33 protein-coding genes are annotated in these 26,821 nt (G+C 68.7%); 15 read left to right on the top strand and 18 right to left on the bottom strand.

All coding sequences use genetic code 11. From position 1 onward, the window contains the following. Positions 1-42: 42 nt before the first annotated feature. The gene (locus H0523_RS10805; RefSeq protein ID WP_054431558.1) at positions 43-693 is read left to right on the top strand and encodes a hypothetical protein; all 651 of its coding nucleotides are present in this window, start codon (positions 43-45) and stop codon (positions 691-693) included. A gap of 236 nt (positions 694-929) precedes the next feature. Further along, the gene (locus H0523_RS10800) at positions 930-1,202 is read left to right on the top strand and encodes a hypothetical protein (protein ID WP_006390430.1); all 273 of its coding nucleotides are present in this window, start codon (positions 930-932) and stop codon (positions 1,200-1,202) included. A gap of 82 nt (positions 1,203-1,284) precedes the next feature. Here H0523_RS10800 and H0523_RS10795 read toward each other — a convergent pair whose 3' ends face one another. From H0523_RS10795 to ypfJ, 3 genes are all read right to left on the bottom strand, one after another. Next, positions 1,285-2,052 carry a hypothetical protein gene (locus H0523_RS10795; RefSeq protein WP_054431557.1) on the bottom strand — a complete coding sequence of 256 codons (768 nt, stop codon included), beginning with the start codon at positions 2,050-2,052 and terminating at the stop codon, positions 1,285-1,287. Further along, positions 2,049-2,585, bottom strand: coding sequence for a hypothetical protein (locus H0523_RS10790; protein ID WP_054431556.1), 537 nt, complete (start codon positions 2,583-2,585; stop codon positions 2,049-2,051). Before H0523_RS10790 ends, H0523_RS10795 begins: the two co-directional genes overlap by 4 nt. 230 nt (positions 2,586-2,815) lie before the next feature. Further along, the gene (ypfJ, locus tag H0523_RS10785; protein ID WP_054431555.1) at positions 2,816-3,670 is read right to left on the bottom strand and encodes a KPN_02809 family neutral zinc metallopeptidase; all 855 of its coding nucleotides are present in this window, start codon (positions 3,668-3,670) and stop codon (positions 2,816-2,818) included. Between the two features lie 85 nt (positions 3,671-3,755). On the opposite strand from ypfJ, the gene H0523_RS10780 reads away from it, so the two are divergent. The 4 genes from H0523_RS10780 to bamC all read left to right on the top strand — a co-directional run bounded on the left by H0523_RS10780 (position 3,756) and on the right by bamC (position 7,284). Next, complete coding sequence (locus tag H0523_RS10780; RefSeq protein WP_006390426.1) at positions 3,756-4,382, top strand: L-threonylcarbamoyladenylate synthase; 627 nt, start codon at positions 3,756-3,758, stop codon at positions 4,380-4,382. A gap of 119 nt (positions 4,383-4,501) precedes the next feature. Further along, positions 4,502-5,149, top strand: coding sequence for a site-2 protease family protein (locus H0523_RS10775; RefSeq protein ID WP_006390425.1), 648 nt, complete (start codon positions 4,502-4,504; stop codon positions 5,147-5,149). Positions 5,150-5,236: 87 nt separating this feature from the next. Continuing rightward, positions 5,237-6,142: a 4-hydroxy-tetrahydrodipicolinate synthase gene (gene dapA, locus H0523_RS10770; RefSeq protein WP_054431554.1), complete on the top strand. Its 906-nt coding sequence runs from the start codon at positions 5,237-5,239 to the stop codon at positions 6,140-6,142. Positions 6,143-6,159: 17 nt separating this feature from the next. Continuing rightward, a complete protein-coding gene (bamC, locus tag H0523_RS10765) occupies positions 6,160-7,284 on the top strand; it encodes an NlpB/DapX family lipoprotein (RefSeq protein ID WP_054431553.1) in 1,125 nt (374 codons plus the stop codon). A 164-nt stretch (positions 7,285-7,448) separates the two neighbouring features. Here the strand turns inward: bamC and H0523_RS10760 are convergent, their stop codons facing one another. The 4 genes from H0523_RS10760 to H0523_RS10745 all read right to left on the bottom strand — a co-directional run bounded on the left by H0523_RS10760 (position 7,449) and on the right by H0523_RS10745 (position 12,109). Next, on the bottom strand, positions 7,449-7,676 hold the full coding sequence (locus tag H0523_RS10760) for a hypothetical protein (protein WP_006386500.1): 228 nt from the start codon (positions 7,674-7,676) through the stop codon (positions 7,449-7,451). Between the two features lie 217 nt (positions 7,677-7,893). Beyond that, positions 7,894-9,087 (bottom strand): ribosomal protein uL16 3-hydroxylase, encoded by a 1,194-nt coding sequence (locus H0523_RS10755; protein ID WP_054431551.1) that lies wholly within the window; start codon positions 9,085-9,087, stop codon positions 7,894-7,896. Next, on the bottom strand, positions 9,084-11,738 hold the full coding sequence (gene mutS, locus H0523_RS10750; protein WP_054431550.1) for a DNA mismatch repair protein MutS: 2,655 nt from the start codon (positions 11,736-11,738) through the stop codon (positions 9,084-9,086). Before mutS ends, H0523_RS10755 begins: the two co-directional genes overlap by 4 nt. A gap of 140 nt (positions 11,739-11,878) precedes the next feature. Next, positions 11,879-12,109, bottom strand: coding sequence for a CrpP-related protein (locus tag H0523_RS10745; RefSeq protein WP_156333165.1), 231 nt, complete (start codon positions 12,107-12,109; stop codon positions 11,879-11,881). A gap of 228 nt (positions 12,110-12,337) precedes the next feature. Here H0523_RS10745 and H0523_RS10740 point away from each other — a divergent pair, with 228 nt between their 5' ends. Next, positions 12,338-12,544: a hypothetical protein gene (locus tag H0523_RS10740; protein WP_054460502.1), complete on the top strand. Its 207-nt coding sequence runs from the start codon at positions 12,338-12,340 to the stop codon at positions 12,542-12,544. Positions 12,545-12,609: 65 nt separating this feature from the next. Beyond that, complete coding sequence (locus H0523_RS10735; RefSeq protein ID WP_054431548.1) at positions 12,610-13,221, top strand: hypothetical protein; 612 nt, start codon at positions 12,610-12,612, stop codon at positions 13,219-13,221. 453 nt (positions 13,222-13,674) lie between these two features. Here H0523_RS10735 and H0523_RS10730 read toward each other — a convergent pair whose 3' ends face one another. Together H0523_RS10730 and H0523_RS10725 are read right to left on the bottom strand one after the other, a co-directional pair. Next, the gene (locus H0523_RS10730) at positions 13,675-13,938 is read right to left on the bottom strand and encodes a hypothetical protein (protein ID WP_006390414.1); all 264 of its coding nucleotides are present in this window, start codon (positions 13,936-13,938) and stop codon (positions 13,675-13,677) included. Between the two features lie 108 nt (positions 13,939-14,046). Beyond that, positions 14,047-14,946, bottom strand: a complete 900-nt coding sequence (locus H0523_RS10725; protein WP_054431547.1) for a LysR family transcriptional regulator — start codon at positions 14,944-14,946, stop codon at positions 14,047-14,049. A 92-nt stretch (positions 14,947-15,038) separates the two neighbouring features. Between H0523_RS10725 and H0523_RS10720 the strand changes: the two genes are divergently transcribed. The 4 genes from H0523_RS10720 (at position 15,039) to H0523_RS10705 (ending at position 17,989) form a co-directional block, all read left to right on the top strand. After that, positions 15,039-16,049, top strand: coding sequence for an NAD-dependent epimerase/dehydratase family protein (locus tag H0523_RS10720; protein WP_054431723.1), 1,011 nt, complete (start codon positions 15,039-15,041; stop codon positions 16,047-16,049). 91 nt (positions 16,050-16,140) lie between these two features. Beyond that, positions 16,141-17,046, top strand: a complete 906-nt coding sequence (locus tag H0523_RS10715) for an aldose epimerase family protein (protein WP_054431722.1) — start codon at positions 16,141-16,143, stop codon at positions 17,044-17,046. A 98-nt stretch (positions 17,047-17,144) separates the two neighbouring features. After that, on the top strand, positions 17,145-17,501 hold the full coding sequence (locus tag H0523_RS10710) for a hypothetical protein (RefSeq protein WP_054431546.1): 357 nt from the start codon (positions 17,145-17,147) through the stop codon (positions 17,499-17,501). Between the two features lie 134 nt (positions 17,502-17,635). Beyond that, entirely contained in the window at positions 17,636-17,989 is a 354-nt protein-coding gene (locus H0523_RS10705) for an antibiotic biosynthesis monooxygenase (RefSeq protein ID WP_054431545.1), read from the top strand. A gap of 39 nt (positions 17,990-18,028) precedes the next feature. Here H0523_RS10705 and H0523_RS10700 read toward each other — a convergent pair whose 3' ends face one another. The 4 genes from H0523_RS10700 to H0523_RS10685 all read right to left on the bottom strand — a co-directional run bounded on the left by H0523_RS10700 (position 18,029) and on the right by H0523_RS10685 (position 20,833). After that, the gene (locus H0523_RS10700; RefSeq protein WP_156333167.1) at positions 18,029-18,421 is read right to left on the bottom strand and encodes a DUF4156 domain-containing protein; all 393 of its coding nucleotides are present in this window, start codon (positions 18,419-18,421) and stop codon (positions 18,029-18,031) included. A 153-nt stretch (positions 18,422-18,574) separates the two neighbouring features. After that, entirely contained in the window at positions 18,575-18,880 is a 306-nt protein-coding gene (locus tag H0523_RS10695) for a hypothetical protein (RefSeq protein ID WP_231689775.1), read from the bottom strand. Positions 18,881-18,997: 117 nt separating this feature from the next. Further along, a complete protein-coding gene (locus H0523_RS10690; protein ID WP_054431542.1) occupies positions 18,998-20,011 on the bottom strand; it encodes a zinc-binding alcohol dehydrogenase family protein in 1,014 nt (337 codons plus the stop codon). A 27-nt stretch (positions 20,012-20,038) separates the two neighbouring features. Next, entirely contained in the window at positions 20,039-20,833 is a 795-nt protein-coding gene (locus H0523_RS10685) for an SDR family NAD(P)-dependent oxidoreductase (protein ID WP_054431541.1), read from the bottom strand. Positions 20,834-20,945: 112 nt separating this feature from the next. On the opposite strand from H0523_RS10685, the gene H0523_RS10680 reads away from it, so the two are divergent. Beyond that, the gene (locus H0523_RS10680; protein WP_054431540.1) at positions 20,946-21,860 is read left to right on the top strand and encodes a LysR family transcriptional regulator; all 915 of its coding nucleotides are present in this window, start codon (positions 20,946-20,948) and stop codon (positions 21,858-21,860) included. Positions 21,861-21,892: 32 nt separating this feature from the next. Here the strand turns inward: H0523_RS10680 and H0523_RS10675 are convergent, their stop codons facing one another. Then, complete coding sequence (locus tag H0523_RS10675) at positions 21,893-22,396, bottom strand: DUF6496 domain-containing protein (protein WP_054431539.1); 504 nt, start codon at positions 22,394-22,396, stop codon at positions 21,893-21,895. 190 nt (positions 22,397-22,586) lie between these two features. Here H0523_RS10675 and H0523_RS10670 point away from each other — a divergent pair, with 190 nt between their 5' ends. After that, complete coding sequence (locus tag H0523_RS10670) at positions 22,587-22,805, top strand: dodecin (protein WP_054431538.1); 219 nt, start codon at positions 22,587-22,589, stop codon at positions 22,803-22,805. 843 nt (positions 22,806-23,648) lie between these two features. Here the strand turns inward: H0523_RS10670 and H0523_RS10665 are convergent. Next, on the bottom strand, positions 23,649-24,203 hold the full coding sequence (locus H0523_RS10665) for an NADPH-dependent FMN reductase (protein WP_054431537.1): 555 nt from the start codon (positions 24,201-24,203) through the stop codon (positions 23,649-23,651). Positions 24,204-24,290: 87 nt separating this feature from the next. Continuing rightward, entirely contained in the window at positions 24,291-24,668 is a 378-nt protein-coding gene (gene hpxZ, locus H0523_RS10660; protein WP_054431536.1) for an oxalurate catabolism protein HpxZ, read from the bottom strand. A gap of 208 nt (positions 24,669-24,876) precedes the next feature. On the opposite strand from hpxZ, the gene H0523_RS10655 reads away from it, so the two are divergent. Beyond that, on the top strand, positions 24,877-25,422 hold the full coding sequence (locus H0523_RS10655; protein WP_054431535.1) for an antibiotic biosynthesis monooxygenase: 546 nt from the start codon (positions 24,877-24,879) through the stop codon (positions 25,420-25,422). Between the two features lie 32 nt (positions 25,423-25,454). Here the strand turns inward: H0523_RS10655 and H0523_RS10650 are convergent, their stop codons facing one another. Together H0523_RS10650 and H0523_RS10645 are read right to left on the bottom strand one after the other, a co-directional pair. Continuing rightward, positions 25,455-26,162: a GntR family transcriptional regulator gene (locus H0523_RS10650; protein ID WP_054431534.1), complete on the bottom strand. Its 708-nt coding sequence runs from the start codon at positions 26,160-26,162 to the stop codon at positions 25,455-25,457. Positions 26,163-26,182: 20 nt separating this feature from the next. Continuing rightward, positions 26,183-26,821, bottom strand: a 639-nt coding sequence (locus tag H0523_RS10645) for an amidase family protein (protein ID WP_257225091.1), incomplete at its 5' end; no start/stop codon positions are given.

Here is a 26,821-nt window from a genome sequence, read left to right as displayed (position 1 = left end):
CCGCTTTTTTCATCGGGCATTTGCCCTGCACAGGAGGTGGCCTTGCCTACGCTGGCCCTGCACGCTTTCCGCCGCACTCTGCCAATCGCGACGGAACTGCGCATCGACGTCAACCATGCTCCGCATGAAGTGGAGACGGAACTCGATGCCATCCACGACCGCATGAATCGTCCTTCGGACCGCTTGTATGGATTGCCGGAGGTTCAAACCGACATCCCTGGCATGGTGCTTCGCTACCGCGAAGCCGATGGCGAGTATTACGTGTATGTGGTGGACGCGCGGCGCGGCCGGCTGGCGGGCTATACGGTGTTCAACCGGCTGATCGAGGTGGGGCGGCGCGCCGATCCCTACGTGCGCGCGCCGCACTCGAAGTACGCCGCGCCCTACCAGGGCATGGGGCTGGCCACCGCGGTCTATCGCTGGGGGCTGGAGGCCGGCCTGTGCATCATGAGCGGCGCGCGCCAGTCGGCCGGCGCCCATCGCCTGTGGCTGGGGCTGGCCCGCGACTACGAGCTGGGCTACGTCGACCTGCGGCGCAAGCGCCTGACCTATCTGGGCGCCACGGTGACGCCGCCGGTGCTGGGCGACCTGCATACCCGCATGTTCCTGCTGGGACGGGGCTGGACCCGGCCCGACTACCTGCGGGCGACCGGCATGCAGGCGCCCGAAAGTGCGCTTTCGCAACAGTCATAGGGGAAATCCCCGGGACGGATCAGCGCGGCGGCGGCCAGATGACAGTGTCATCGAGTGTCATCTGGCTGTCAGCCGCGCACCGCCTGCCTGTCCGGCCTGTACCCCGCGTCCGGCGGAAACGGGGACGCAATTCGTGCATTGCAACAATGTTTCTATCGAATGCCGAGGTTACAAAACTTATCCGAACTGTCATGAACAGCCGGGGTATGCTGGTCCGCAGAAAGAGGGCATCCGAAGTGCATCAGAACAACTTGATCTACAAGGGATACCGGCTGACGGCCAAGGTGTCCCGGGGCGCGGGCGAAGAGGTTCAGACGCTGCCCAGCGGCCCCGTTTTCATCGCATCGATCATGGTGGTCCAGGCGGGCGCCGTGCTGGAAGGCGGCGACGAATACCCCGTGCCACGCTTTGCCGAAGGCGGCTTCGTCTACAGCCCGCGCGAGGCGGTGCATGCCGCCATCCTGCACGGGCGCGAGATCGTCGACGGCCTGACCCACGTGCCATCCTGACGCCTGACGGCGAGGGAATTTCCACGGCGCCCCTGCCGCGGCGCGCCGGTCGCCATGATGCGCCGCCCGGCGGCGGCCGTATTCACTCGGCCGCGAACACGGCCTTCCAGTCGCGCGTCTTGGCCAGCGTCAGCACGCTGGCCGACTGTTCCAGGATGGCCACGGCCTTCTTGAGTTCCTCGGCCGACGCGCCGTCTTCCAGGATCACCATGCGCGAGTTGCGCGCATCGGCCATTTTCACGTCCGACATCTTGCCGTGGGTCTGGTAGACCTGGGTCCAGTCCATTTTCTTGCCGGCCTTGAGCGCGATCGGTTCGATGTACGTCAGCGCGGTGCTGCCGGCGGCGCGCACGCCGAAGGCGAAGTCGGCGGTGTGGCCGCTGCTGCCCTTGGCGCGCGCGCCCTTGACCATGCGGTTGGGACCGACGCCGGCCGCCAGCGCCCGGCCCACCTGGGCGCGAAAACGCAGCTGGCTGAAGCGCGGCATCCACTTGGCGCACTGGAACGACAGCGCCATGGCCAGCTTGACCGCGTCCCACAGGGCTTCCTGCAATTGCTCGTTGGGGCCCGTGGCGACGATGGCGCCCGACTTGTCGAAGTGCGCCAGGCTCACGCCCGGCGTTTCATTGAGGATGTCGATGCGCTTGGGCGCCAGCTCGATGCCGTAGCTGGAGGCATGCATCGACGTCTCACAGGCGTCGGTGAGATAGAACGTGGCGTCGTCCGGGTAGGCGATGAAGAACGCGGCGTGCTGGCCGTCCAGGCCCAGCGTCATCGGCGAGATGGCGCGGATGGCGTGTTCGCCCGCCGGCAGGACGGTCCAGCCGGAGGCTTCCAGGAAATTGCTCATAGGATCAGTTCGATTTGACGGCCCTTGAGGGGATGCGCGAAACCGCCGGTCAGGGCCAGGTTGGCCCTCGGCAGGAAATACTGCATCAGCTCGGCGACCGTGTGCAGGGCGGGCACGATGGGCTCGGCATAGCCTTCGCCTTCGTCCACCCAGATGTGTTCATGGCTGCGGTCCGCCAGCGGTTTGCGGTACTGCGGCCGGCCTTCGCCCACCAGGCTGGTGTGGAACGAGTCGTCGGTATCGACGCCGAACACGCGGTGCGGGCCGACGAACAGGCTGGCGCAGAAGGCCTCGGCCAGGAAGATGGTGGCCTGGCCGTGCACCACGGTGCGGGCGCCGCGGTAGATGGCGCGGAAGATGACGTCGTCGCGCACCTCGCCCTTGACGCGGCACGGGCTGGCGAACTCCATCCATTGGATGCTGGTGGCGGCCGGCTTCGGGATCCAGGTGATCTGCTTGACCGTTTCCTTGGGCTCCGCAAGGATCTCTTGCACCTCATCAACGGTGATTAACGGTTCGAACTTGTTGGCCATGGAACGGATCTAGTAACTGGAAATGCGCCGTGCCACCCCTGTCGCCGCGGCAGGGCGCGCGGGGCGGGAGCACGCTTTTCCCGTCGGGCCGGCCAACGGGAAAAGCCCCCTCGCTGGGGAGCTCTGGCCCGCGCAGCGGGAGTGCGCGGGGGCGTAATCTTACAAGATGAAGACGGTCTCGGCTTTTGGCTGTATGGATATACAGCGGTCATCGCGTCGCGGCCAGCGTCCTACAGCGAGCTGGCGGCGAAAGTATCGCATTGCTTGAGATCGCCGCTGTCCAGGCCGCGCTTGAACCAGCGCACGCGCTGCGCCGACGAGCCGTGGGTGAAGGCGTCGGGCACCACGTAGCCCTGGCTCTGCTTCTGCAGCCGGTCGTCGCCGATGGCGGTGGCGGCGGCCAGCGCTTCCTCGACGTCGCCGCTTTCGAGGATGTTGCGGGCGGCGTTGGCGCGCTGCGCCCACAGGCCGGCGAAGCAGTCGGCCTGCAGTTCCATGCGCACCGACAGCGCGTTGGCCTGCGACGGGTTGCGCCGGCGCAGGTTGTCGACCTGATCGGAGATGCCCAGCAGGTGCTGGACGTGGTGGCCGACCTCGTGCGCGATGACGTAGGCCTGGGCGAAATCGCCGGGGGCCTTGAAGCGGTTCTGCAGTTCGTCGAAGAACGCCAGGTCGATGTAGACCTTGCTGTCGCCGGGACAGTAGAACGGCCCCATCGCCGCCTGGCCGGTGCCGCAGGCGGTGGGCGTGGCGCCGCGGAACAGCACCAGCTTGGGCGGCACGTACGGGCGGTTCAGGTCTTTCTGGAAGATGGCGCTCCAGGTGTCCTCGGTCTCGCCCAGCACCTTGGAGACGAAGCGCGCCTGCGGGTCGTTGGCGGGCGGGCGGCTGGCGGGAGCCTGCTGTTGCTGCGTGGCGGGGCCCTCGGCCATCTGCAGCACCACGCTGGGGTCGACGCCGAAATACATGGCCACCAGGGCCAGCACGATGGTGCCGATGCCGATGGTGCCTCGGCCGCCGATGCGCGGACCGCTGGCGCGGCGGTCTTCCACGTTGTCGCTTTCGCGGGAATCGTCCAGGCGCATACTGTGTCTCCGGGCGGCTGGCGCCGCCATGTGTTGCGTCGGCCGCGGTTGACGATGCGGCCTTCAAGAGTGTTAGGATAATCCCATGGCCCTTCATTTAGATATCCACCCCGCGAATCCCCAACCGCGCCTGCTCAAGCAGGCCGCCCAATGGCTGAACGACGGGGGCCTGGTGGCGGTGCCCACCGATTCCAGCTACGCGGTGGTCGCGCGCCTGGACGACAAGAACGCCGCCGACGGCCTGCGCCGACTGCGCGGCCTGGACGATCGCCACCATCTCACGCTGCTGTGCCGCGACCTGGCCGAGATCGGCCACTTCGCGCGCGTCGACAACCGCCAGTACCGCCTGCTCAAGGCCGCCACGCCGGGGCCGTGGACTTTCATCCTGGAGGCCACCAAGGAAGTGCCGCGGCGCGTGTCGCATCCGTCGCGCAAGACCATCGGCATCCGCGTGCCGGACCATGCCGTGATGCTGGGGCTGCTCGAACAGATGGGCGCGCCGCTGCTGTCGACCACGCTGATCCCGAAGGATGAGACCGACGCGCTGAACGATGCCGAGGCCATCCGCGAGCGCTACGACCATGAGCTGGCGGCCATCATCGACGCGGGCGCCTGCCCGCATTCGCCGACCACCGTGATCGACCTGACCGGCGACGACCCTGTCGTGGTGCGGGTGGGGCGCGGCGATCCCGCCACGCTGGGCCTGGCCTGACGCGGCTGAGCGCCCGTTCACGCGGCGGCGCCATTGCGGCCGCCGCGACGGCCGCAATGGCGCCGCTCCTCATTTAGCCGCACTGTTCGTCACGCGGCTCCTCTACAATCCGCTTCGCCATGAATGACATCATCCAGACGATCGCGGTCTACGCGATACCGGTTATCTTCGCCATCACCCTGCACGAGGCCGCGCACGGCTATGTCGCGCGCATGTTCGGCGATCCGACGGCGTACCAGGCGGGCCGCATCAGCCTGAACCCGGCGCGCCACATCGACCCGGTCGGCACCCTGCTGGTGCCGGCGGTGATCCTGTTGATGTCCAAGCTGCTGGGCAGCCCCGGCATGCTGTTCGGCTGGGCCAAGCCGGTGCCGGTCGATTTCGGCCGGCTGCGCCGCCCCAAGAAGGACATGCTGTGGGTGGCGCTGGCCGGTCCCGCCGCCAACCTGCTGATGGCGATCCTGTGGGTGTTTTCCCTGCGCCTGTTTCTCGAAACCGGCATGCAGGAGAGTTTCTGGTTCGAAATGGCGATGGCCGGCGTGCAGGTCAACCTGGTGCTGATGGCGCTGAACCTGCTGCCGATTCCGCCGCTGGACGGGGGACGCATCCTCTTCAGCCTGCTGCCCAACCGCCTGGCCTGGCAATACTCGAAAATCGAGCCGTATGGCCTGGTGATCGTGGTGGTGCTGCTGGTGACCGACGTACTCTGGATATTGATGCGTCCGGTATTGGCGTTGGGAACGGCAATCGTTCAGTGGTTTCTGTAGGATTTTGGCCAATATCCGTTAAACTCAGCGGTTTCACTGATTCTGGCCCTGAGGCATCCCGCCACCGGGCTTTGGAGCCCCTCATTTATGGCATCCCCTGCAACCGCCGCAGGCGTTAATTTCCAGGGCAGCATGGTGGCCCTCGTCACCCCGATGCAGCCCGATGGCAGCCTTGACTACGCTGCCTACCGGTCGTTGATCGACTGGCATATCCAGGAAGGAACCGATGCACTGGTGGTGGTGGGCACCACCGGGGAATCGCCGACGGTCTCCATGGAAGAGCATGCGGAGCTGATCCGCGTGGCGGTCGAGCATGCCGCCGGCCGCATTCCGGTCATCGCCGGCGTGGGCGCCAACTCCACCGACGAAGCCATCCACCTCACGCGCCACGCCAAGGCGGTGGGCGCGCAGGCTGGCCTGTCGGTGGTGCCGTACTACAACAAGCCGTCGCAGGAAGGCCTGTATCGCCACTTCCGCACCATCGCGGAAGCCGTCGAGCTGCCGACCATCCTGTACAACGTGCCGGGCCGCACCGTGGCCGACATGAGCAACGAAACGGTGCTGCGCCTGGCGCAGGTGCCGGGCATCATCGGTATCAAGGACGCCACCGGCGACATCGCGCGCGGCGGCCTGCTGCTGCGCGAAGCGCCGGCCAGCTTCCAGGTCTTCAGCGGCGATGATCCCACCGCGGCCGCCCTGATCCTGCTGGGCGCGCGCGGCAACATCTCCGTGACCGCCAACGTCGCGCCCAAGCTGATGCGCGACTTGTGTGCCGCCGCCCTGGCGGGCAACGTGCCGAAGGTGCGTGAACTTAATGCGCACCTGGCCCGTCTGAACAAGGCTTTGTTCGTTGAAGCCAATCCTATTCCCGTCAAGTGGGCGCTGGCCGAAATGGGCCGCACCGCACTGGGCTACCGGTTGCCGCTGGTGGAACTGGGCGCGCAGCACCACGAAACGGTGCGTCGCGTGCTCCAGGAAACGGGCCTGCTCTAAATATCGTGAGGATACGTATGAACAAGCGTCATGCCGGTTTGTCGGCATTGATGTCTCTGGTGTTGTTGGCCGGCTGCAGCGAGGTCAACCAATTCCTGGGCAATGAAGAATCCGTCAATTACAAGAGCGCCGTCACGCAACGTGGCGAGCCGTTGAGCATTCCGCCCGACCTGACCCAGGCCGCCAGCGATCCGCGCTACCGCGCGCCGGCGTCGGGCTCGACCACCTATTCGCAATTCCAGCAGCAGGGCCAGGCCCAGGCCACCGCGCCCAAGGCCAGCAACGTGCTGCCCGGCCGCCAGGACATGCGCGTCGAACGCGACGGCGACCTGCGCTGGCTGGTGGTCGACCGCGCGCCCGAGGACGTGTTCCCGCGCCTGGTCGACTTCTGGACCGAAAACGGCTTCACGGTCGCCAGCAACAACCCCGGCGCCGGCCTGATCGAAACCGACTGGGCGGAAAACCGCGCCAAGATCCCGGAAAGCTGGCTGCGCCAGGCCCTGGGCGCGGTGTTGGAATCGGCCTGGGACAGCGGTGAGCGCGAGAAATTCCGCACCCGCGTCGAACGCGTCAACGGCCACACCGAAATCTACGTCAGCCACCGCCAGATGCTCGAAAAGCGCGTCGGCGGCGACGGCTCGCAAGTGCAGTGGCAGAACGGCAAGGAAGATCCGGGCCTGAACGCCGCCATGCTGGCGCGCATGATGGTCTATCTGGGCACCGACGTCGACAACGCCCGCAAGCTGGTGCAGCAGGCGGAAGCCGCGCCGCAGAAGCCCGCGGTGCAGCAGGATGTCCGTGCACAGGGCGCCGCCCTGATCGTCAGCGAATCGTTCGACCGCGCCTGGCGCCGTGTCGGCGTGGCGCTGGACGGCGGCGGCTTCTCGGTGGACGATCGCGATCGTTCGGCCGGCGACTACTTCGTGCGCTACGTCGACACCGACACCGGCGAGAAGATCGACCAGCCGGGCTTCTTCAGCCGCATGTTCTCGGGCGACAAGAAGGCCGAGGCGCCGCAGTACCGCATCCACCTGACCGCCAGCGGCGAGCAGACCACGGTGACGGTGCTCGACGCCAAGGGCGAGCGCGACAACAGCGCCACCGCCCAGCGCCTGCTGAGCGTGCTGAAGGACAAGATGTAAGGTGTCCGCCGCGAGGCGCCTCCCGGCGCTTCGCGACAGTACGAAAAGGCCCCCACGGGGCCTTTTTCTTTTTGCGCCGGCACGCGCGCAAACAAAAAGCCCTGGCGCGAGGCCAGGGCTTTTTTCGTGATCAGCGGCGGGGGGATTCGCTGATGACGATACGATCAGGACGCGGGCGTGGTCGAACCGCCGGGGGTGGTGGAACCGCCGCCGGGCGTGGTGCCAGGGGTGGGCGCGGGCGCCGGCGAGGTGGCCGGCGGCGTGCTCGAAGGCGCGGGCGTGCTGGCGCCCGGCGTGGGGTTGTTCGCGGGCGCCGGGGCATCTTCCTTCTTGTTGCAGGCGCTGAGCGAGACGGCCAGCACCGACGCAATAATCAAGGTTTTGCTCATCATTTTTGGACTCCTGTAGATGACGACTCTTGAAACCCCTTCAGGGGAAACCAGAACCCAGGCTACAGGAACCCGTCAGCGATGCGAGTGTGGAAATTAAAAAGGTCGCATCCCAACGGCAACAAACCTTTCCGCGCGGTGTGATGTCTTGCTTTATGTGACCCTGCGCATAGACCTCATTGCGTTCTGTGCAAGTTGGATACGCGCAGGTGTCGGGATACTACGAGGTGACGTAATGGATCCAGCCGGAGTCGAGCCAGTCGGCCAGGCATGAGCGCGCCTCATCGGACAGGCGCGCGCAGGCGGGATCGGCGCAGTCCAGGCTGCGCGCGTCGGCCAGCTTACACAGGGCGGGCGAGGCCGGCGTCATGGCGGTCTCGCCGTTGATGAAGAGCTGCTTGCCGCGATAGAGCATGCGGCTGCGGCGGTCCAGTACCAGCTTGCCGTGGGCGGGCCAGTCCTCTTCCAGGTCCACGTCCAGGCCTTCAGGGCCGTCGAACACGCTGAGGTTGCTGGGCTCGGTCAGCCAGCAGCCCAGGAAGCGCGAGGCCAGCGCGTCGTCGAAACGCAGCTTGCTGACCGTCTCCAGCGTGGCCTCGACCAGCGCGTCCGGCACCTGCGCCGGCGTGGCCACGGCGGCCTGCGCGGGGTCGCGGTAGACGGCCGACAGCTTGGGGCCGGGCAGCGCCGGTTCGCCATAGGGGCCGCCCAGCAGGCCGACGCGCGCCATCACCTGGTCGGCGGCGGCTTCGAGCAGGCCGCGCGCCAGCGTGGCCTGCGTGGGGGCGCGGAAACCGATGGAGATGGTCATGCAGCCGTCGCCCGCGGCGATGCCGTCGTGCGCGGCCTGTGGCGGCAGGTAGAGCATGTCGCCCGGCGCCAGCACGGCCTGTTCCTCGGGCTGGAAGTGGCTGAGGATCTTGAGCGGCAGGCCGGGCTCGAGCGACAGGTCCTTCTGGCGGCCGTAGCGCCATTCGCGCTCGCCGGCGGCCTGCAGCAGGAACACGTCGTAGCTGTCGAAGTGCGGGCCGACGCCGCCGCCGTGGCTGGCGATGCTGATCATCACGTCGTCCAGGCGCGCGTCGGGGATGAAGCGGAACTGCTGCATCAGCTCGGCCGCGGCGTCGCTGTGCAGGTCGACGCTTTGCACCAGCAGGGTCCAGTCGCCTTCGTTGTCCTTGGGCAGGCGGGCGAAGGGGCCGTTCTCCATCTGCCATTCGCCGTTCTCGCGCCAGATCAGGCGTGATTCGACGTCGTCGCGGCGCGCCAGCTTCTTGATCGCGGCGATGGTCACCGGCGGCTTGAAGTTCGGGATGGCCTGGCGGATCAGCAGCGGCTTCTTCTGCCAGTAGCGGCGCATGAAGTCGTTGGGGCTCTGGTCGCCCAACAGCGGCAGGGGATGGTCGAGGTTCATTGCAGGTGCTTTTTCAGGCGGTAGAGGGCGTCCAGCGCTTCGCGCGGGGTCAGGCTGTCGGGGTCGATGCCGGCGAGTTCCTCGCGCAGCGTGTCCAGCGCCTCGATGGCGTCGGCGCGATCGGCTGCGGCGTAGGCCTGCGCGTCGGCGTCGGCCGCGGCCGAGAACAGGCCCAGCTGCGGCGTGGGCGCGCCTTGCGCTTCGAGCCGTTCGAGTTCGCGGGTGGCCTGGCGGATGACGGCGGCGGGCACGCCGGCGCGCTGCGCCACCTGGATCCCGTAGCTGCGGCTGGCCGGGCCTTCGCGCACTTCGTGCAGGAACACGATGCCGCCGGCGGATTCAGCCGCGGCCAGGTGCACGTTGGCCGAGGCGGGCTGCTCGGCCGGCAGGCGCGTCAGTTCGAAGTAGTGGGTGGCGAACAGCGTCAGGGCGCGGTTGTGCGCCAGCAGGCGGCAGGCGATGGCCCAGGCCAGCGCCAGGCCGTCGTAGGTGGAGGTGCCGCGGCCGATCTCGTCCATCAGCACCAGGCTGTTGGGCGTGCTGGCCGCGAGAATGGCGGCGGCCTCGGTCATCTCCATCATGAAGGTCGAGCGTCCGCCCGCCAGGTCGTCGGCGGCGCCGATGCGGGTGAAGATGCGGTCGATGCGGCCGATGCGGGCGCGCGCCGCCGGCACGAAGCTGCCGATGCGCGCCAGCAGCACGATCAAGGCCACCTGCCGCATGTAGGTCGATTTACCGCCCATGTTGGGGCCGGTGATGAGCAGCATGCGGCGCGCCGGATCGAGGCGGCAGCCGTTGGGCGTGAAGCGTTCGATGGCCTGCTCGACCACCGGGTGGCGGCCGGCGTCGATATCGATGTCGGCCTGCTCGGACAGTTCGGGGGCGATCCAGTCGTGGCGCCGCGCGTGTTCGGCCAACGCCGCCAGCGTGTCGAGTTCGGCCAGCGCGCCGGCGCAGTCGGACAGCGGGCGCACGTGTTCGGCCAGCACGTCCAGCAACTGCTCGAACAGCCACTTCTCGCGCGCCAGCGAGCGGTCCTGCGCCGACAGCACCTTGTCTTCCCAGGTCTTGAGTTCCGGGGTGATGTAGCGTTCGGCGTTCTTGAGCGTCTGGCGGCGGCGGTAGTCTTCGGGCACCTTGGCGGTCTGGCCCTTGGTGACCTCGATGTAGAAACCGTGCACGCGGTTGAATTCGACGCGCAGGTTGCTGATACCCGTGCGCTCGCGTTCGCGCGCTTCCAGCTGCACCAGGAAGTCGCCGCCGTCGGCGGCCAGGCCGCGCAGTTCGTCGAGTTCGGCGTCAAAGCCGGCGGCCAGCACGCCGCCGTCGCGGATCGCCACGGCCGGCTCGGCGGCGATGGCGCGCACCAGCAGGGCCGCCAGCGCCGGGTCCACCGACAGGTGCGAGATCAGGTCGTTCAGGCGCGGCGAGGCGGCCATCGGCGCGACCAGGTCGCGCAGCGCGGGCAGGGCGGCCAGCGCGTCGCGCAGGCTGGCCAGTTCGCGCGGACGCACCGAGCGCAGCGCCAGCCGCGCGGCGATGCGTTCGATGTCGGGGAAGGCGTTGAGCGCGCCGCGCAGCGTTTCCAGCAGGCCCGCGGAGCCGAAGGTCTGTTCGACGTCCATGCGGCCGGCCAGCAACGTCGAGATGGCCTGCTGGCGGGCGTGGGCCTGTTCGTTCTCGCGCAGCGGATGGTGCAGCCAGCGGCGCAGCAGGCGGCTGCCCATCGGCGTGCGGCAGCCGTCCAGCAGCGAGAACAGCGTGGGCGAATCCTCGCCCGACAGCGTCTGCGTCAGTTCGAGGTTGCGGCGCGTGACGGGATCGAGCAGCACGAACTGGCCGGGACGCTCGGCCGACAGGCTCTGCACGTGCGCCAGCGCCTGCGACTGGGTGCGGGCGGCGTAGCGCAGCAGCGCGCCGGCGGCGCAGATGCCGGCCGGCATGTCTTCGATGTCGAAGCCGGCCAGCGTGTCGGTCTTGAAATGCGCCAGCAGGTGCGCGCGGGCGCCGTCGCTTTCGAAGTGCCAGTCCGGCACGCGCGAACGGGCGCCTTCGAACGGGAAGTCGAATTCGGCGCTGTCGGCGCAGACGATCTCGGCCGGCGCGACGCGATGCAGTTCGGATTCGAGCTGCGCCGGCGCGCATTCGGTGACGCGGAAGTCGCCGCTGGCCAGGTTCAGCCAGGCCAGCCCGGCGCGCGGCGCGCGCGCATTGCCGGACACGAACACGGCGGCCAGCGCGCGGTCGGCCTTGGCCGGCAGCAGCGCGTCGTCGGTCAGCGTGCCGGGCGTGACGATGCGCACGATGCGGCGTTCGACCGGGCCCTTGGAGGCCGCGGGATCGCCGATCTGTTCGCAGATGGCGACGGACTCGCCCATCGCCACCAGCCGCGCCAGGTACTGCTCCATCGCGTGCACCGGCAGCCCGGCCATCGGGATCGGCGTGCCGTTGGACGAGCCGCGCTTGGTCAGCGTCAGGTTGAGCAGCCGCGCGCCGCGTTCCGCGTCTTCATAGAACATTTCATAGAAGTCGCCCATGCGGTAGAACAGCAGCAAGGGGCCGGCCTCCGCCTTCAGGCGGAGGTATTGCTGCATCATGGGGGTATGGCCGGCGTGGGCCTCGGCGGCGGTGGTCTGTGTTGCGGAATTCATGCCCGTGATTGTATCGGGCCGGGGCGGGGGCGGGGCGCCCGGCGGGGAACGACCGGACGGTTTCGGCGGGCCGATGGCGCGGGCGGCAAAGGGGCATCCGTCGCGTCGGCGCCATCGGCGCGACGGATGCAGGCGGAACGTCAGTGGTTGTGTGTCAGCGCGCCCAGCATTGCCGCGCGATCGCAGCGAGCCAGGCGTTGGGCGGTGGCTTCGCGCCAGCCCATTTCCCAGGCCTGGACGCATCGCGACCATTCTGAGATGGATTCACCGGTGTGTGCCGGCATGGCCCCTGCCCGGAAATAGGGGCAATCAAGCAGACCGAGCCCCTGGCGGGCGGCGTCGGCGCCGAGTTTGCGCAGGTCTTCTCGCATGGCGACTCCGGAAGGTTTTGGTTGAACCAGTATGCGGCGCGTGCGCGGGCGCCGCAATAGTGTGGCCATACCAGGCGCACCCGTGCGCCGCCACCCCCCGCAGGCTGCTTGCCGGCGCGGCCGCGCCGCCGCGGGGCGGAGGCCGCGCGGTGCCTGGATCGGGCGCTGTTTTGGGAGCGGCACTTGCGGTAAGGGGAGGCGGCCAGGTGGCCGTCTAAAGGTGATGCCATGACGCAATCGCAATCGCAATCCACGTTGCCGGAGACCAACCGGCCCCCCAAGGACCCGCGGTCCGATTCGACCCAGCCGCCGGGACAGCAACCCGGCACGACGCCGCTCGCGCCCGACGCGGACGAAGACGCGCAGCAGGACCTGGAGGACCTCGAGCCCGAGGAGCCTGTCGGCGATCCGGCCGCCAACCAGCGGACGGATTGACGCCGGGACAGCGCGCGCGTCCTGTTCCTGGACGCGCGCCCACGCATCACACCGAGGAGCCACAAATGGCTGCAAACGCGAAGGGAAACATGGAGATGATCCATGACTTGCTGTATCAGGCCCTGGAGACCGAACTAGGCGGCATCAATGTCTACACCGCGGCAATCGCCTGCGCGAGCAACGAGGACCTGGCCAAGGAATGGCGTGGCTATCTCGAGGAAACCAAAACCCACAAGCAGGTCCTGCTTACCGTTTTTGAAGAATTGGGCCTGGACGCCATGGCGTACGTGCCGAGCCGCCACGTGGTCCGGCACCACGGGGAATCGCTGGTCACGGCCATCGCGCTGGCGAAAAGCGGGAGCGATCCCGCGGCCGCGCAGATCGCGGCGGGCGAATGCGTCGTGCTTGCCGAAACCAAAGATCACCAGAATTGGGAGCTGATCGGCCTGGTGGCGGAAAAGCTGACGGGAAAGGTGGCGCAGATCCTGAAGAAGGCCCACGACGCGGTGGAACAGGACGAAGACCACCACCTGTATCACTCGAAAGGGTGGACGCGGGAGTTGTGGATCGAAGCACTGGGCTTTCCGGCGGTGCTGCCGCCGCCCGAGGAAGTCAAAAAAGTCGCAACCGCCATTGGCGCTTCGCGCGCGGAAAAGGCGCGGGACGAGATGCTGTAGCGGAACCGCCGCCGCCACACGCGTCTCGCAATGCCTGGAATCCCGACATGAATGTGCCGCTGACCACGCGTTATGACCCGTGGGGCCAGGAGCAGAAGGGCCTGTACGGCCTGTTGCGCCTGCACCTGATCGCGGGAGGGGGGGCCCGCGGCAGCCGACATAAGTTCTTCGACAGGGTCTGCTACGAGCGGGAGGCAGGCGGGGGACGGGAGGAATTCCGGTGCCCCGGGGCGGCAAGGGCGCCAGCGGCGCCGGTCTTACGCTTCCTGGCCGTAGCCGAAGGGCCAGCGGCGGCGGGTGGGTTCGGGCTTGGCGGTGTCTTCTTGCATGTTTTTCTCCGTGTCGTGCATTTCCGGGGAAATTCTATTTCCCCAGATGTAACAGCATTGCAAGGGATCGTTAGCACTCGCTCGGCGCAGGAGCCGGGGCGGGACGCCGTTCCCTGAACAGGCCCTAGTCGGCCGCGAACAGCGTGACCTGGCGCTCGAGCGCGTAGGTGGCCCGGTAGCTGGCGGGCGTGGCGCCGCGGTCGATCAGCAGCAGGCCTTCGCGCTCGGCGGCGGCCAGGACCTCGCGCAGCTTCTGGCCGCCTTCGAGGCCGGTGGCTTCGCACAGGCGGTCCAGGGGCAGGTAGTCGCCGTTCTTGACGCCGGACAGGCGCGGAAAGGCGCTGAGCCAGATGCTGCGGCTGGGCGGGGAATTGATCAGACTGGTCATGGGGCGGGGTTCCCTTGCGGTCGGATAACTGTATGGATGAACAGTATATCCGAACGTCGGACCGATTCCCGTCGGGAATGTCGCATCGTTGCGGGTCTGGGGGGAACGCTAGCCTGCCGCGCCGGTATGGGCCAGCAGACAGGCCACCAGCGCGTCGAAGACCGTCTTGCAGCGGGGGCTGGCGCGCAGGTCTTCGTGCATGGTGATCCAGGTGTCCAGCTGGAACGCGGCCTGGTCCGGCAGCACCCGCACCAGCTGCCTGTCGCGGCGGGCCAGCGCCACCTGGCAGACGCCGATGCCGGCGCCGGCGCGGATCAGGGCCAGTTGCGCCAGGTCGCTGTCGGCGCGCAGGGCGAAGCGTTCGCGGCCCCAGGGGATCGGAAAGCGCTTGCTGGCGCCGCGCAGAAAGGGCGTCTCGGTGTCGTAGCCGATCAGGGCGTGGCTGGCCAGGTCGGCCAGGGTGGCGGGGGTGCCGCAGCGGCGCAGGTAGTCCTTGCGGGCGTACAGGCCGATCTCGACCTGGCCGACCGACCGCGCGATCAGTTGTTCCTGCCGGGGCGGGGCCATGCGCACGGCGATGTCGGCCTCGCGCAGCAGCAGGTTCTGCACGCGATTGGTGGGCGCCAGCTCGATGGTCAGGCGCGGGTGTTCCTGGCGCAGGCGCGCGAGCGCCGGGGGCAGCACTTCGATGCCGATGACTTCGCTGGCCGAGACCCGCACGGTGCCGGCGACGCCCGGGCCCTGCGCGGCGGCCGCGCGTTCCAGGGCGGCGGCGTGGCTGTGCATGGCTTCGGCGTAGCCGCGCAGCGACCGGGCCGCGTCGGTGGCCAGCAGGCCGGTCTGCGAGCGGGTGAACAGCACCTGGCCCAGGGCGCGTTCGAGCGCCGCGATGTGGCGGCCGACTGTGGGCTGGGTGATGTCGAGCGCGCGCGCGGCGCCGGACAGCGAGCCTTCGGCGAGCACGGCGAGAAAGCTGCGGTAGAGTTCCCAACCGATCGGTTTGGTCATGCATAAATATATAGCTGCAAGGCTGAGTTCGGCAATTTATTTTGTATGGCCGCAGCGCCAGAATGGGCGTCATGGATTCACGGGAGATGACCATGACGACGATCGAATCGAGCCGGCCGGGCACCGCGCTGGTGCTGGGCGCCACCGGTGGCGTGGGGGGCGAGGCGGCGCGCCAGCTGCGTGACGCGGGCTGGGGCATCCGCGCCCTGGCGCGCGGGCTGGAAACCGAGACTGCGGCGCGCGACGGCATGACGTGGCTGCGCGGCGACGCCATGAACCGCCAGGACGTGGCGCGGGCGGCGCTGGGGTGCGAGGTGATCGTGCATGCCGTCAATCCGCCGGGCTATCGCCGCTGGGGCGAGCTGGTGCTGCCGATGATCGACAACACCATCGCGGTGGCGGCCGCGCAGGGCGCGACGATCGTGCTGCCGGGCACGATCTACAACTACGGGCCGGACGCCTTTCCGTTGCTGCGCGAGACCTCGCCGCAGCAGCCGCTGACGCGCAAGGGCGCGATCCGGGTCGAGCTCGAACGCCGCCTGCAGGTGGCCAGCGCGCAGGGCGCGCGCGCCGTGGTGTTGCGGGCGGGTGATTTCTTCGGGCCGCGCGCCGGCAACAACTGGTTCTCGCAAGGGCTGGTCAAGCCGGGACGGCCGCTGCGGCGGGTGAGCGTGCCGGGGGCGCCCGGCGTGGGGCATCAATGGAGCTACCTGCCGGACGTGGGCCGGACGCTGGTCGAACTGCTGGGGCGGCGCGAGGCGCTGGCGCCGTTCGCGACGTTCCACATGGCGGGGCATTGGGATGCGGACGGCACGCGGATGGCCGAGGCGATCGTGCGGGTCGCGCGCCGGCATGGGGCCGCGCCGCGGGTGGGCGCGTTTCCGTGGGGACTGCTGTGGCTGGCGGCGCCGTTCTCGGAGACGCTGCGCGAACTGATGCAGATGCGCTACCTGTGGCGCCAGCCGCTGCGCATGGACAACGCGCGCCTGGTCGGGGTGCTGGGCGCCGAGCCGCACACGCCGCTCGACGTGGCGGTGGAGGCGACGCTGCGCGGACTGGGGTGCCTGCCCCAAGCGCTGCCGGCGATGCCCGCCACGGCTTGACGCGGGCTCCGGCGCGCGCGGCTTGCTGGCGCCGGACCGCGCCATGCACAATGGCGCCACGCGGCCGTTTGCAGCGCCGCGGGAGCGCCCGATGCCTGATTTGCCCTTTCCCGCCACGCTGGACGCCAGCGAACGCGTGACCATTGCCCACGGTTCCCACCGCGCCGAGTTCGCGCCGGGCGGGGGCGGACGCCTGACGCGGCTGTCGACTGGCGAGCATGACTGGATCGTGCCGCTGGCCGAGACCGGCTGGCCGCCGGCGCAATGGCCGCGCGCCGGATCGTACCCGCTGACGCCGTACTCGAACCGGGTGCGCGATGGCGTGTTCGCCTTCGAGGGGGCGCGCCATGCGCTGCAATCGTTGCCGGGACGCCCGCAGGCGATCCATGGCGGCGGCCTGTACCAGGCCTGGCAGGTGCGCCACGCGGCCGACGACGCGGTCGACCTGGTGCTGCAGCAGCCGGCCGGCGTGCTGGGCTGGCCCTGGCCGTATGAATGCGTGCAGCGCTACCGGCTGGATTCGCGCGGGTTGTCGCTCACGCTGCTGATGATCAACCAGGGCGAGACGCCGATGCCGTTCGGCTGCGGCATCCATCCGTATTTCACCGCCACGCGCGTGGCGCTGCACGCGCGGCGCATCTGGCCGACCGACGCCGATGGCCTGCCCGGCGCCAGCCAGACCACGCACGTGCGCGAGCTGGGGCAGTCGGCCGAAGGCTGCGATACCTATCTATCGCAGTGGGGCGGACGCGCCACGCTGCACTGGCCGGACGGGCACGAACTGGCCTTGCACGCCGATGCGGCGTTCGCGCACCTGGTGGTCTACACCGCGCCGGGCTCGGATTTCCTGTGCGTGGAGCCGGTGACCAACGTGGCCGATGCCTTCAATCTGGCGGCGGCGGGCGAGACCCGCACCGGGCTGCAGGTGCTGGCGCCGGGCGAGCGTTTCAGCGCGACGCTGCTGCTGGCGCTGCGGCCGCCGCGCGGCGCGCGTTGAGGCGGGCCAAGGCCGGCGTTGAGGCAGGCGCGCGCGCCGCTGGCAACGGCCGGACGCTCCGGCGATAATCCGGCAAAACCCAATCCAGGAGTCGTTACGTGAAAAAGCTCAGCACCGAACAATTGCAGGCGGCCGCCGAGACGCTGCGCCGGGTGCAGGCGAGGCTGGCCCGTTCGGGCAGCCTGCCGCTGGAGCCGACCATCTACGCCAGCGCCAAGGGCTTCCGGCGGACCGTGCCCGACTATGTCTGGTCGTGGCTGTCGGGCCTGCTGGCGCCGCACAAGAGCCTGTCGGCCTGGATGGACGCGCACCAGCCGGGCTGGCGCGACGGCAAGACGCCGGCCGCGGCGGTGTATGCCCGCACCGAGAACGGCTGGTTCGCGTGGCTGATCGCGCAACTGGAAGACGAGATCCGCGATCCGCACGCCCGCGCCAAGCGCGACGGGAACGCCTGATCCGGGCCGGGAGGCCTGGCAAGGACGCTGCGCGATTGCGGACGGCCATGTCCGTACTCTCGCGCCCGCCGGCCTCTTTTTCGCGGCGTCGCGCCGGGCCATAGTGTTGCCTGTTTTTCACCGCAGGAGCCGACATGGCCTTTCCCGTTTCCGCCACCTTCAAGCCCGCGCCGGATGGCACGGTATTCATCGTCAATGTGATCCACGCCCATCCGGGCCGGCAGGAGGACGCCTTCCAGGCGATCCAGGACGTGGTGCATTACGTCGCGCGCACCAAGCCGGGTTTCCTGTGGAGCAACCTGGCCAAGAGCACGGACGGCAAGACCGTGGTGAACATCGAGGCGATCTCGGGGGCGGGCAAGGTGGACGAATTCTTTTCCGATCCGGTGTTCCTGGAGAAATTCCGCAAGCTCGATGCGGTATCGACCAGCGAATTCCACACCTATCAGGTCGACGACCTGGTGTTGCCCGGGCTGCCCGCGGCCTGAGCTGGCGGCGCGGCGGCGTTGCCGCGGAGGATGCCATGCCTATTTGACGAGGATGGCGCGGCCTTCGACGAATTGCGCCGTGGTGCTGTTGCTGGAGATCTGGCCCGAGTCCTTGTTGTAGGTGATGTCGGTGCCGGTGGTGCGCGCGCCGTTGCCGGTCAGCAGCACGCCGTTGGCGCCCAGGCTGGCGGCCTGCTTCTTCAGTTCCTCGATGGCGTATTCCATCGATTCCTGGGCGGTGAGGCCGGCCGAGCTCTCGGCCTTGACCAGCCCGACCACCTCATACGGCGCATGCGGCGGATCAGAATAGAACCTGACCGCCGACGCCAGCGATGGCGCATGGCGGTTGCCGGTGGGAATGGCGGTGCCGTCGGCGCAGCCGGCGCACAGGGCCGCCATCGACATGAGCATGGCTGCTCTGGCTACTTTCATGGATCGATCTCCTGGAGGCGTCGCGGGCCGCCGGCCGGCCGGACACGTGCCATTCTGGCGCCAGCGGCGCGCCAGGCTTCGCGCCATTTGATCGAGCTGTGTGAAGAAACGTAGAGCGGCGCCGACAGGATGTAACGGCGGCTCGGGGAGGGGTCAGGCGCCGGCCCGGGCGCGCGCCAGGGCGGCGCGCACGCGCCGCGCCACCAGCACCAGCAGTTCCTGCACCGCGGCCACCAGCAAGGCGGCCAGGATCGAGCCGAGCACCAGGGCATCCCACAGGCGCGGCGGGCCGACCCGGAACTGGATGGTGTCGAACACCAGCCCGGCGGTGATGCCGGCGACGATGACGGCCTTCCAGCCTTGCAGCGGCACCAGCCGCAGCATCAGCAGGGCGACCGCCACCATGCCCCAGAGCATCGGTTCCAGCGCTTGTTCGAACAGGTGAGAAATCAGAGCCAACTCCCGAAAGCGCGGCGGCGGGCTGGCAGCCCGCGGCGCGCAGTCGAGTTTTTACCTCTTTCTTCGCTGTAATGCGAGACGCCCGTCCCAATTTTTTCGGGGGACGGGGAGGGCGCCTCAGAAGCCTTCCAGCACCACCTTGCCGCGCGCCTTGCCGCTCTCGATGAAGGCGTGGGCGCGGCGCAGGTTTTCGGCGTTGATGCGGCCGTAGTGTTCGCCCAGCGTGGTGCGCAGGGTGCCGTTGTCGATCAGCCGCGCGGCCTGGTTCAGCAGTTCGTGCTGCGCGATCAGGTCGGGGGTGTTGTGCAGCGGCCGGGCGAACATGAATTCCCAGTGCAGCGAGGCCGACTTGCCCTTGAGCAGGCGCACGTCAATGGCCGAGGGGTCGTCGATCAGCGCGATCTTGCCCTGCGGCGCGATGGACTCGGCCAGTTGCGCGAAGTGCTGGTCGGTCTGGGTCAGGCCGGCGATGAAGCCGACCTGCGGATGGCCGATGCGCTTGAGTTCCTCGGCCAGCGGGCGGGTGTGGTCGATGACGTGATGCGCGCCCAGCTCGGTGACCCAGGCCTGAGTCTCGGGCCGCGAGGCGGTGCCGATGATGGTCAGGCCGGTCAGCTGGCGCGCCAGCTGCACCAGGATCGAGCCGACGCCGCCGGCCGCGCCGACGACCAGCAGCGTGCCTTGGCTGGGGGCGGCGTTGTCGAGCACGCGCAGGCGGTCGAACAGCAGCTCCCAGGCGGTGATGGTGGTCAGCGGCAGCGCGGCGGCCTGGGCGAAGTCCAGGCTCTGCGGCATGCGGCCGACGATGCGTTCGTCGACCACGTGCAGTTCGCTATTGGCGCCGGGGCGGGTCAGGGCGCCGGCGTACCAGACGCGGTCGCCGGGCGCGAACAGGCTGGTCTTGGCGCCGACCGCGCGCACGATGCCGGCGGCGTCCCAGCCGATGATCTCGGGCTGGCCGTCCTTGGGCTTGCGGTTGGCGCGGATCTTCACATCCACCGGGTTGACGGAAATGGCTTTGACTTCGACCAGCAGGTCGTGGTCGCCGGGCACGGGCTCGGGCGCGGTGATGTCCTGCAGCGATTGCGGGTCGGTGGCGGGCAGGTTCTGGAAGTAGGCGATGGCTTTCATGGGGGATCTCTGGACGGGAAAAGGGGATCAGGCGATGGTGCGGACCACGCCGCCGTCGACGCGCAGGGCGGCGCCGTTGGTGGCCGACGACTGGCGCGAGCAGGAGTAGACGACCATGTTGGCCACTTCCTCGACCGTCGCCAGGCGGCGCAGCAGCGAGCTGGGGCGGTGCTGGGCGATGAAGTCGCGTTCCATCTGCTCTTGCGGCAGGCCCTGTTCCCTGGCCATTTCGGCGAAGAAGTCGACCACGCCTTCGGAGCGGGTCGGGCCGGGCAGCACGGCATTGACGGTGACGCCGCTGCCGGCGGTCAGCTCGGCCAGGCCGCGCGAGACGCCCAGCAGCGCGGTCTTGCTGACGCCGTAGTGGATCATCTCGGCGGGAATGTGCAGCGCCGATTCGCTGGAGATGAAGACGATGCGGCCCCAGTCGGCGGCCAGCATGCGCGGCAGGTAATAGCGCGACAGGCGCACGCCGCTCATGACGTTGGTGTCGAGCATGTAGCGCCAGTCGTCGTCGGTGATTTCGGTGAAGGACTTGGGCGCGAAGTAGCCGGCGTTGTTGACCAGGATGTCGACGTCGGGATGGGCGGCGCAGATCGAGGCGGCGCCGTCGGCGGTGGACAGGTCGGCCTGCACGGTGTGGACCTGGGCGCCTGGATGCTGGCGCGCAACGGTGTCGGCGGCCTGCTTGAGCTTGTCGGCGTTGCGGCCGTGCAGCACCACCTGGGCGCCGGCCTCGGCCAGGCCCTGGGCGATGGCCAGGCCGATGCCGCCGGACGAGCCGGTGACCAGGGCTTTCTTGCCGTCGAGTTCGATTTTCATGGGGGACTCCAAAAGCGTTGCGGGGATGACGCCATCATTACCCAGTGGCGGACGATGAAAAACCGGCTAGCATCGGACTCAGTTTCAATATTTCTTTGAAAATGGGTTGCCCATGGTTCGGTTTGAAGACCTGCGCATCTTTGTCGCCGCGGCGGACCACGGCAGTTTTTCGGCCGCCGCGCGCGAGCTGGACCTGACGCCGGCGGTGGCCAGCGCCGCGCTCAAGCGGCTGGAGCTGTCGCTCGAAACCCGCCTGTTCGTGCGTTCGACGCGCAGCCTGCGGCTGACCGGCGATGGCGAGCGCTACCTGGAGTATGCGCGCGCCGCGCTGTCGAGCCTGCAGGCCGGGCAGAGCGCGCTGGCGCGCGACAAGACGGCGATCTCCGGCACGCTGTCGGTGGCGATTCCGTCGGACCTGGGGCGCCATGTGCTGCTGCCGTGGCTGGACGACTTCCAGCAGCAGCATCCGCGCGTGAACTTCCAGGTGCGCATCAGCGACCGCCTGGCGGACCTGTACCGGCAGCCCGTCGACATCGCGCTGCGCTACGGCACGCCCGGCGATTCCGGCCTGGTGGCGCTGCCGCTGAGCGAGCACAACCGCCGGGTGGTGTGCGCCTCGCCGGCCTATTTCGCGCGCCACGGCATGCCGCGCACACCGGCCGACCTGCGGCGCCACAACTGCCTGTGCTTCGTGCTGGGCGAATCGCTGCACGACCGCTGGGCCTTCGAGCACGAGGGCGGCGCGCTGACCGTGCCGGTCAAGGGCGACCGGGTGGGCGACGATGGCGACCTGGTGCGGCGCTGGGCGCTGGCCGGCCATGGCGTGGCCTACAAGTCGCGCTTCGACGTGCTGAGCGACCTGCGCGCGGGCCGGCTGGTGCAGGCCTTGCCCGACTACACCGGCGAGCCTTCGCCGCTGTACCTGCTGTGCGTGCACCGCATGCTGCTGTCGCCCGCGGTCAAGCGCCTGCGTGAATTCCTGCAGACACGTCTGCGCGAGTTCGAGGCGGGCGCCGCCGCGCCCTGAGGCGCAGGTCACTCCGCGTCGGACCGCCTCGTTCAGTGGTGCGCGGCGGCGCGGTTGGCTGCTCGGGTGCGGGCGGCCTTCTTGGCCGCGGCCGAGCGTCCCGCCGCGCCCTTGGTGGCGGCGGCCTTCTTCGCGGCGGCGGACCGATCCGCGGCCGTGCGCGTGGCGGCGGTCTTGGACGCATGCCGCGACAGCGCGGATTTGGATGCCGGTTTGGCGCTTTCACGCTTGAGGGCGCGGGTGGTGGCGCGGGCGCGCGTGGCGGATTTGGCATGGCCGTCGTGCGCGGCCTCGCTGTCCTGTTCGGCCTTGCGCCGGGTGGACGCGCTGGCCTTTTTCGGTGTCGCCAGATCGACGCCGGCGCGGCGCGCCTTCGACAGGCCGATGGCGATGGCCTGTTTGGTCGAGCGCACGCCATGCTTGCCCTCGCGCACGTGTTCGATTTCCTCGCGGACGAATTCGCCCGCCTGGGTGGATGCGGATTTGCCTTGCTTCCTGTCGCGCTCGGCGCGTTGCAGCGTTTTTCGTTCAGGCATGACAACCTCCTGGCTTGCGTTGCGGAAAGCGGGTTCCGGGCCGCGGCCGAGGCCGCGTGGACGGAACTCGTAACACCACTCTATGCCCCACGCGGTATCCTGTGTGTTCGAATGGATTGCCGGTCGTAAGCGCCGGAACATCGTGCGCGGCCGACGATTCGCAACGCTTCCCCCTCAACGGAGATGAGCCATGTCGAATCACGTCTACAAGCAGATCGAGCTGGTGGGTTCTTCCACCAAGTCCACCGACGATGCCATCAGCAAGGCGATCGAGCGCGCATCGGAGACGCTGCGGCACCTGGATTGGTTCGAGGTCACCGAGGTGCGCGGCCACATCAAGGACGGCAAGGTGGCGCATTGGCAGGTCGGCCTGAAGATCGGCATGCGCCTGGAAGGCAACGACGTCTGAGGTCTTTGCTCCTTTTTTGAGCGGCCCTTCCAAGTGATTGCCGGATAAGGCTTTTTTCAGCTTGTCATGAGACTGTTCAGAGGTTTGTCCACATTTCGTGGGGACAAACCCGGCGGTCCCGAAGGGTCCGCGTCGGTCCGCCCCGGCGGCTGCGCCGGCGGAGCGGACCTGGGCGTTTATTGCCCGCCGCCCGCAAGGCCTTGGCGGCAAAGGGTTTTTTGCGGCTGCCCGCAGGCTGTCCTCAGCCTTATCCACATTTCCCGGGGACAACCCGGCGCCGCTTTTCTCCGCGTTGGGCCTTTCTTGACCACCCCTCGCAGGTCATTGATGCGAAAGGGAAAAGCGGACCTGCCCTCATTCTGTCCTCATGCTTGTCCACAGAATGCTGGGACAAATGCACAAGCGCGCCGGGCGGTGGCGCCGGCCGTCCGGGAACCGTCGGTTTGCGCCCTTTGACGGTGGATAAGTGCGCCAAAAATCATCCATCGGGTGGATTGCGCATTTTTTGACCGCATTCCGCAAGTGCTTGTTGCCATGGGTTTTTTTGCAGCTTCCCCATGGCTGTCCTCAAGCTTCTCCACAGTTGCCGGGGATATGTGGGCCCCCACGCGGCGCGCTGCGCGCTTGCTGCCCCCCGAGGGGGCTGCCCGGCCTTCGGGCGGCCGGGCGGCTGTTTTTGCGGAGGGTGGGCGCTTTCGTTGGCGCAGGGATCGGGGTGTTGATGGTGCGGGCTTCGCGCGTAAAAAAAGCCCTCCGGCTTGAGCCGGAGGGCTTGATCGCCCGGAGGTAGACGGGCGATCGGTGCCGGGCGGGGAGGCGCCCCTGACCCGGCAACGGCGGCGATCAGCTATTGAACTTCTTGACCCAGTCAACGTAGCGGTCGATCCAGCCCTGGAGGAACTTGCGCGTGCCTTCGTTGGTGATGTTGTACTGGTCATCGACCAGGCCATCGGTGTACTGCAGGAAGACTTCCGGCGTGGTCAGGGCATTGGCGCCTTCGGCGGCCAGGATGTTGCGCAGGTGCTGCTGCATGAGCGCGGTGCCGGCGGCGCTGGGCGAGGCGCCGAGGATGCCGACGGCCTTGCCGGCCCACGAGTTCTGGCCCCACGGACGGGTGCCCCAGTCGATCGCGTTCTTGATGGCGGCGGGCACCGAGCGGTTGTGCTCGGGCGAGACGAACAGGATGCCCTGGGCGTCGAGGATCTGCTGCTTGAGCTTGGCGGCCGGGGCGGGCAGGTTGTTCTCGTTGTCCTGGTTGTACAGCGGCACATCGCCGAGGCTGACGTAATCGAACTTGAAGTCCGCGGGGACCAGCTTTTCCAGCGCACGGGCCAGGCGCAGGTTGATCGACGCGGCGCGCAGGCTGCCGACGAAGACAGCGATCTTGTAGGTGCTCATGGGGCGGGTGCTCCTGGGGACGGGGGAAGGCCCAGTGTAGACCTGTCCTCATGACGGCTCAATGGCGGCGGCCCCATAAGGTTATGGTCACGCGCCCATCAGGCTGACGTGCGCCGAGACCACGCGCCAGCCCTGCGGCGTGCGCATCCAGGTCTGGCTCTGGCGGCCGATGCGGTCGCTGCCGTCGCGCTGGAACTCGATGTTGGTGGTGGCGAAGTCTTGGCCATAGGTGGTGATGGCGGTGCGCAGCACGCGCCGCGCCAGGCCCTGCGGCGAACGCCCGGCGCGGAAGGCGCGGATGGCGTCGTAGCCGTAGAGGTTCTCGCCGGCGCCGTAGCGCAGCGTGTGGGGGCTGTTCCAGAACAGTTCGTCCAGCACCTCGACGTGGTTGGCGACCAGGGCGGCCTCATAGCGGGCGAAGGCCACGGTGACTTCGGCGACGACGTCGGGCAGGTTGATATCCATGGCGGGCGGCGGGCTCCGGGTTGAATGCACCACGATGGTGCGTTATTTAGGGTAATCACCAATATGGTGTGTGTTGCGGTGCGCAAATCCGGCGACAGCGGGCGGCCATCACGCTGCGCACGGGCGGATGCTGCGGTGCAAGGCTGGCACGCGGCTTGCTAGGGTTTACACCACATAACACGCTGCACGCCGCCCCAGGAGTTTCACCATGTCCAGTTCCGCCGTTCCCGCCCCGGTCACCATGCTGGTCACCCGGCACATCACGCCCGAACGCTACAGCGATTTCCTGTCCTGGATGCGCCAGGGCGAGATCCTGGCCGCGGGCTTTCCCGGTTTTCTCGGCTCGGGCGTGCTGCAACCGCCCGAGGGCGGCGACCAGTACCAGATCGTGCTGCGCTTCGTTGACGAGGCCAGCCTCAACCGCTGGGAGCAATCGCTGCCGCGCCGCATGTGGCTGGAGCGCGGCGCCGCGCTGGTGCGGGCCAGCCATGCGCGCCGCGTGAGCGGCATGGACAGCTGGTTCGGCCCGCAGGGCGGCACCGGCGCGCCGCCGCGCTGGAAGCAGGCCGTGAGCATCTGGCTGGCGTACTTTCCGGTGCTGCTGGCGTTCACGCTGCTGGTGAGCGAACACCTCAGCGCGCTGCCGGTGTTCTGGCGCGCGCTGATCACCAGCGTGACCATGACGCCGGTGATGGTGTTCGTCTGCATTCCGTTCGTGACGCGGCGGCTGGGCCGCTGGCTGCGGCCGCGCTGACGCGGGCGGGCGCCGGGGCGCGGCCATGCCGGCTACGCCGCCTGCGCGCGCCGGCTGGCGTACAGCCGGTGCAGCGTGATCTTGCGCACGGCGGCCTGGCTGTCGCCGATGTGGGCGCGCAGCAGCGCGGTGGCCTGTTCGGCGTCGCGCCGCAGGATCGCCTGCAGGATGGCGCCGTGTTCCGCGTAGGTGCGGGTGATGCGTTCGGCTTGGGTGAAGTCGAGCCGCCGCACGATGCGGATGCGTTCGGTGGCGGCGCGATGCACGCGGGCGATCTCGGGGTTGCCGGCGGCGGCCACCAGGTCCGTGTGGAAGCGCTCGTCCAGCCCCGCCAGCCACTCGCCGTCGTGCGACTGGCGGGCGCTGTCCACCAGCCACAGGTCCACCAGCGGCTGCAGGGCGCGCACTGGGTCCGGCACCTGGCCGGGCGCGCACAGGGCCTGCACGGCCGCGATTTCCAGCACGCTGCGCAGCTCGTAGAAATGATCGAGCGTGTCGAAGTCCAGCGGCTTGACCAGCCAGCCGTTGCGCTGGCGCACCTCCAGGTAGCCCTCGCGTTCCAGCCGGAACAGCGCCTCGCGCACCGGGGTGCGGCTGACCCGCAGGCGCTCGGCGATCTCGGTCTCGGTGAAGCGGTCGCCGGGCGCCAGGCGGAAATCGAGGATGTCGCGCTTGAGCGTGCCGTAGGCGGAATCGGCCAGGCTGCGGGGCGTGTCGATGACGGCGAATGCGGAGTCCATGGCTGGCCTCGATGAATGGACTAGACGGGGCGGACGAGGGCGACGCCGGCCTGTTCCAGCCGCTGCGCGGCCAGCAGGCAGTCGGCCTCGCGCCACGGCGCGGCGATCAATTGCACGCCCAGCGGCAGGTGCGCGTCGGCGCCGATGCCGGGCCACACGGGTGCGGCGCACACGGGCAGGCCGATGCATGAAATGGGCTGCGTCAGCAGGCCCATGCTGGCGCGCGCCGGCAGGGTCTGGCCGGCCAGCGTCAGGCTGGTGGTGCCGATGGGCGTGGCCGGCACCGGCGTGGCGGGCGCGATCAGCACGTCGTAGCGTTCGAACAGCGACAGCGCCTCGCGATAGACGCGATGGCGGATGCGCTGGGCCTGCTGGGCCCAGGCCGCGGGCACCAGGCTGCCGGCGACCAGGCGGTCGCGCGAGTAGGGCTCGTAGTCGTCGTAGTTCGTGATCAGGCGGCGGCGGTGCAGGGCGCCGCCTTCGGCCGAGGTGATGATGAAGGCCGCGGCGCGGGCCTGTTCGGCGCCGGCCAGTTCGACGGTGTCGGCCGCCGCGAGCGCCTGCGCGGCAAGCCGCACTGCGCGGCGCGCCTCGGGGCCGGCCCAGTGGTCGAAATAGCCGCCCAGCACCGCCACGCGCAGCGGCCGGTCGGCGCCCAG

The sequence above is a fragment of the Achromobacter insuavis genome (genome assembly GCF_902859645.1).
Taxonomy (GTDB): Bacteria; Pseudomonadota; Gammaproteobacteria; order Burkholderiales; family Burkholderiaceae_B; genus Achromobacter; species Achromobacter insuavis.
Note: the sequence above shows the minus strand (reverse complement) of the source record. Positions and strands in the feature narration are given on the sequence as shown.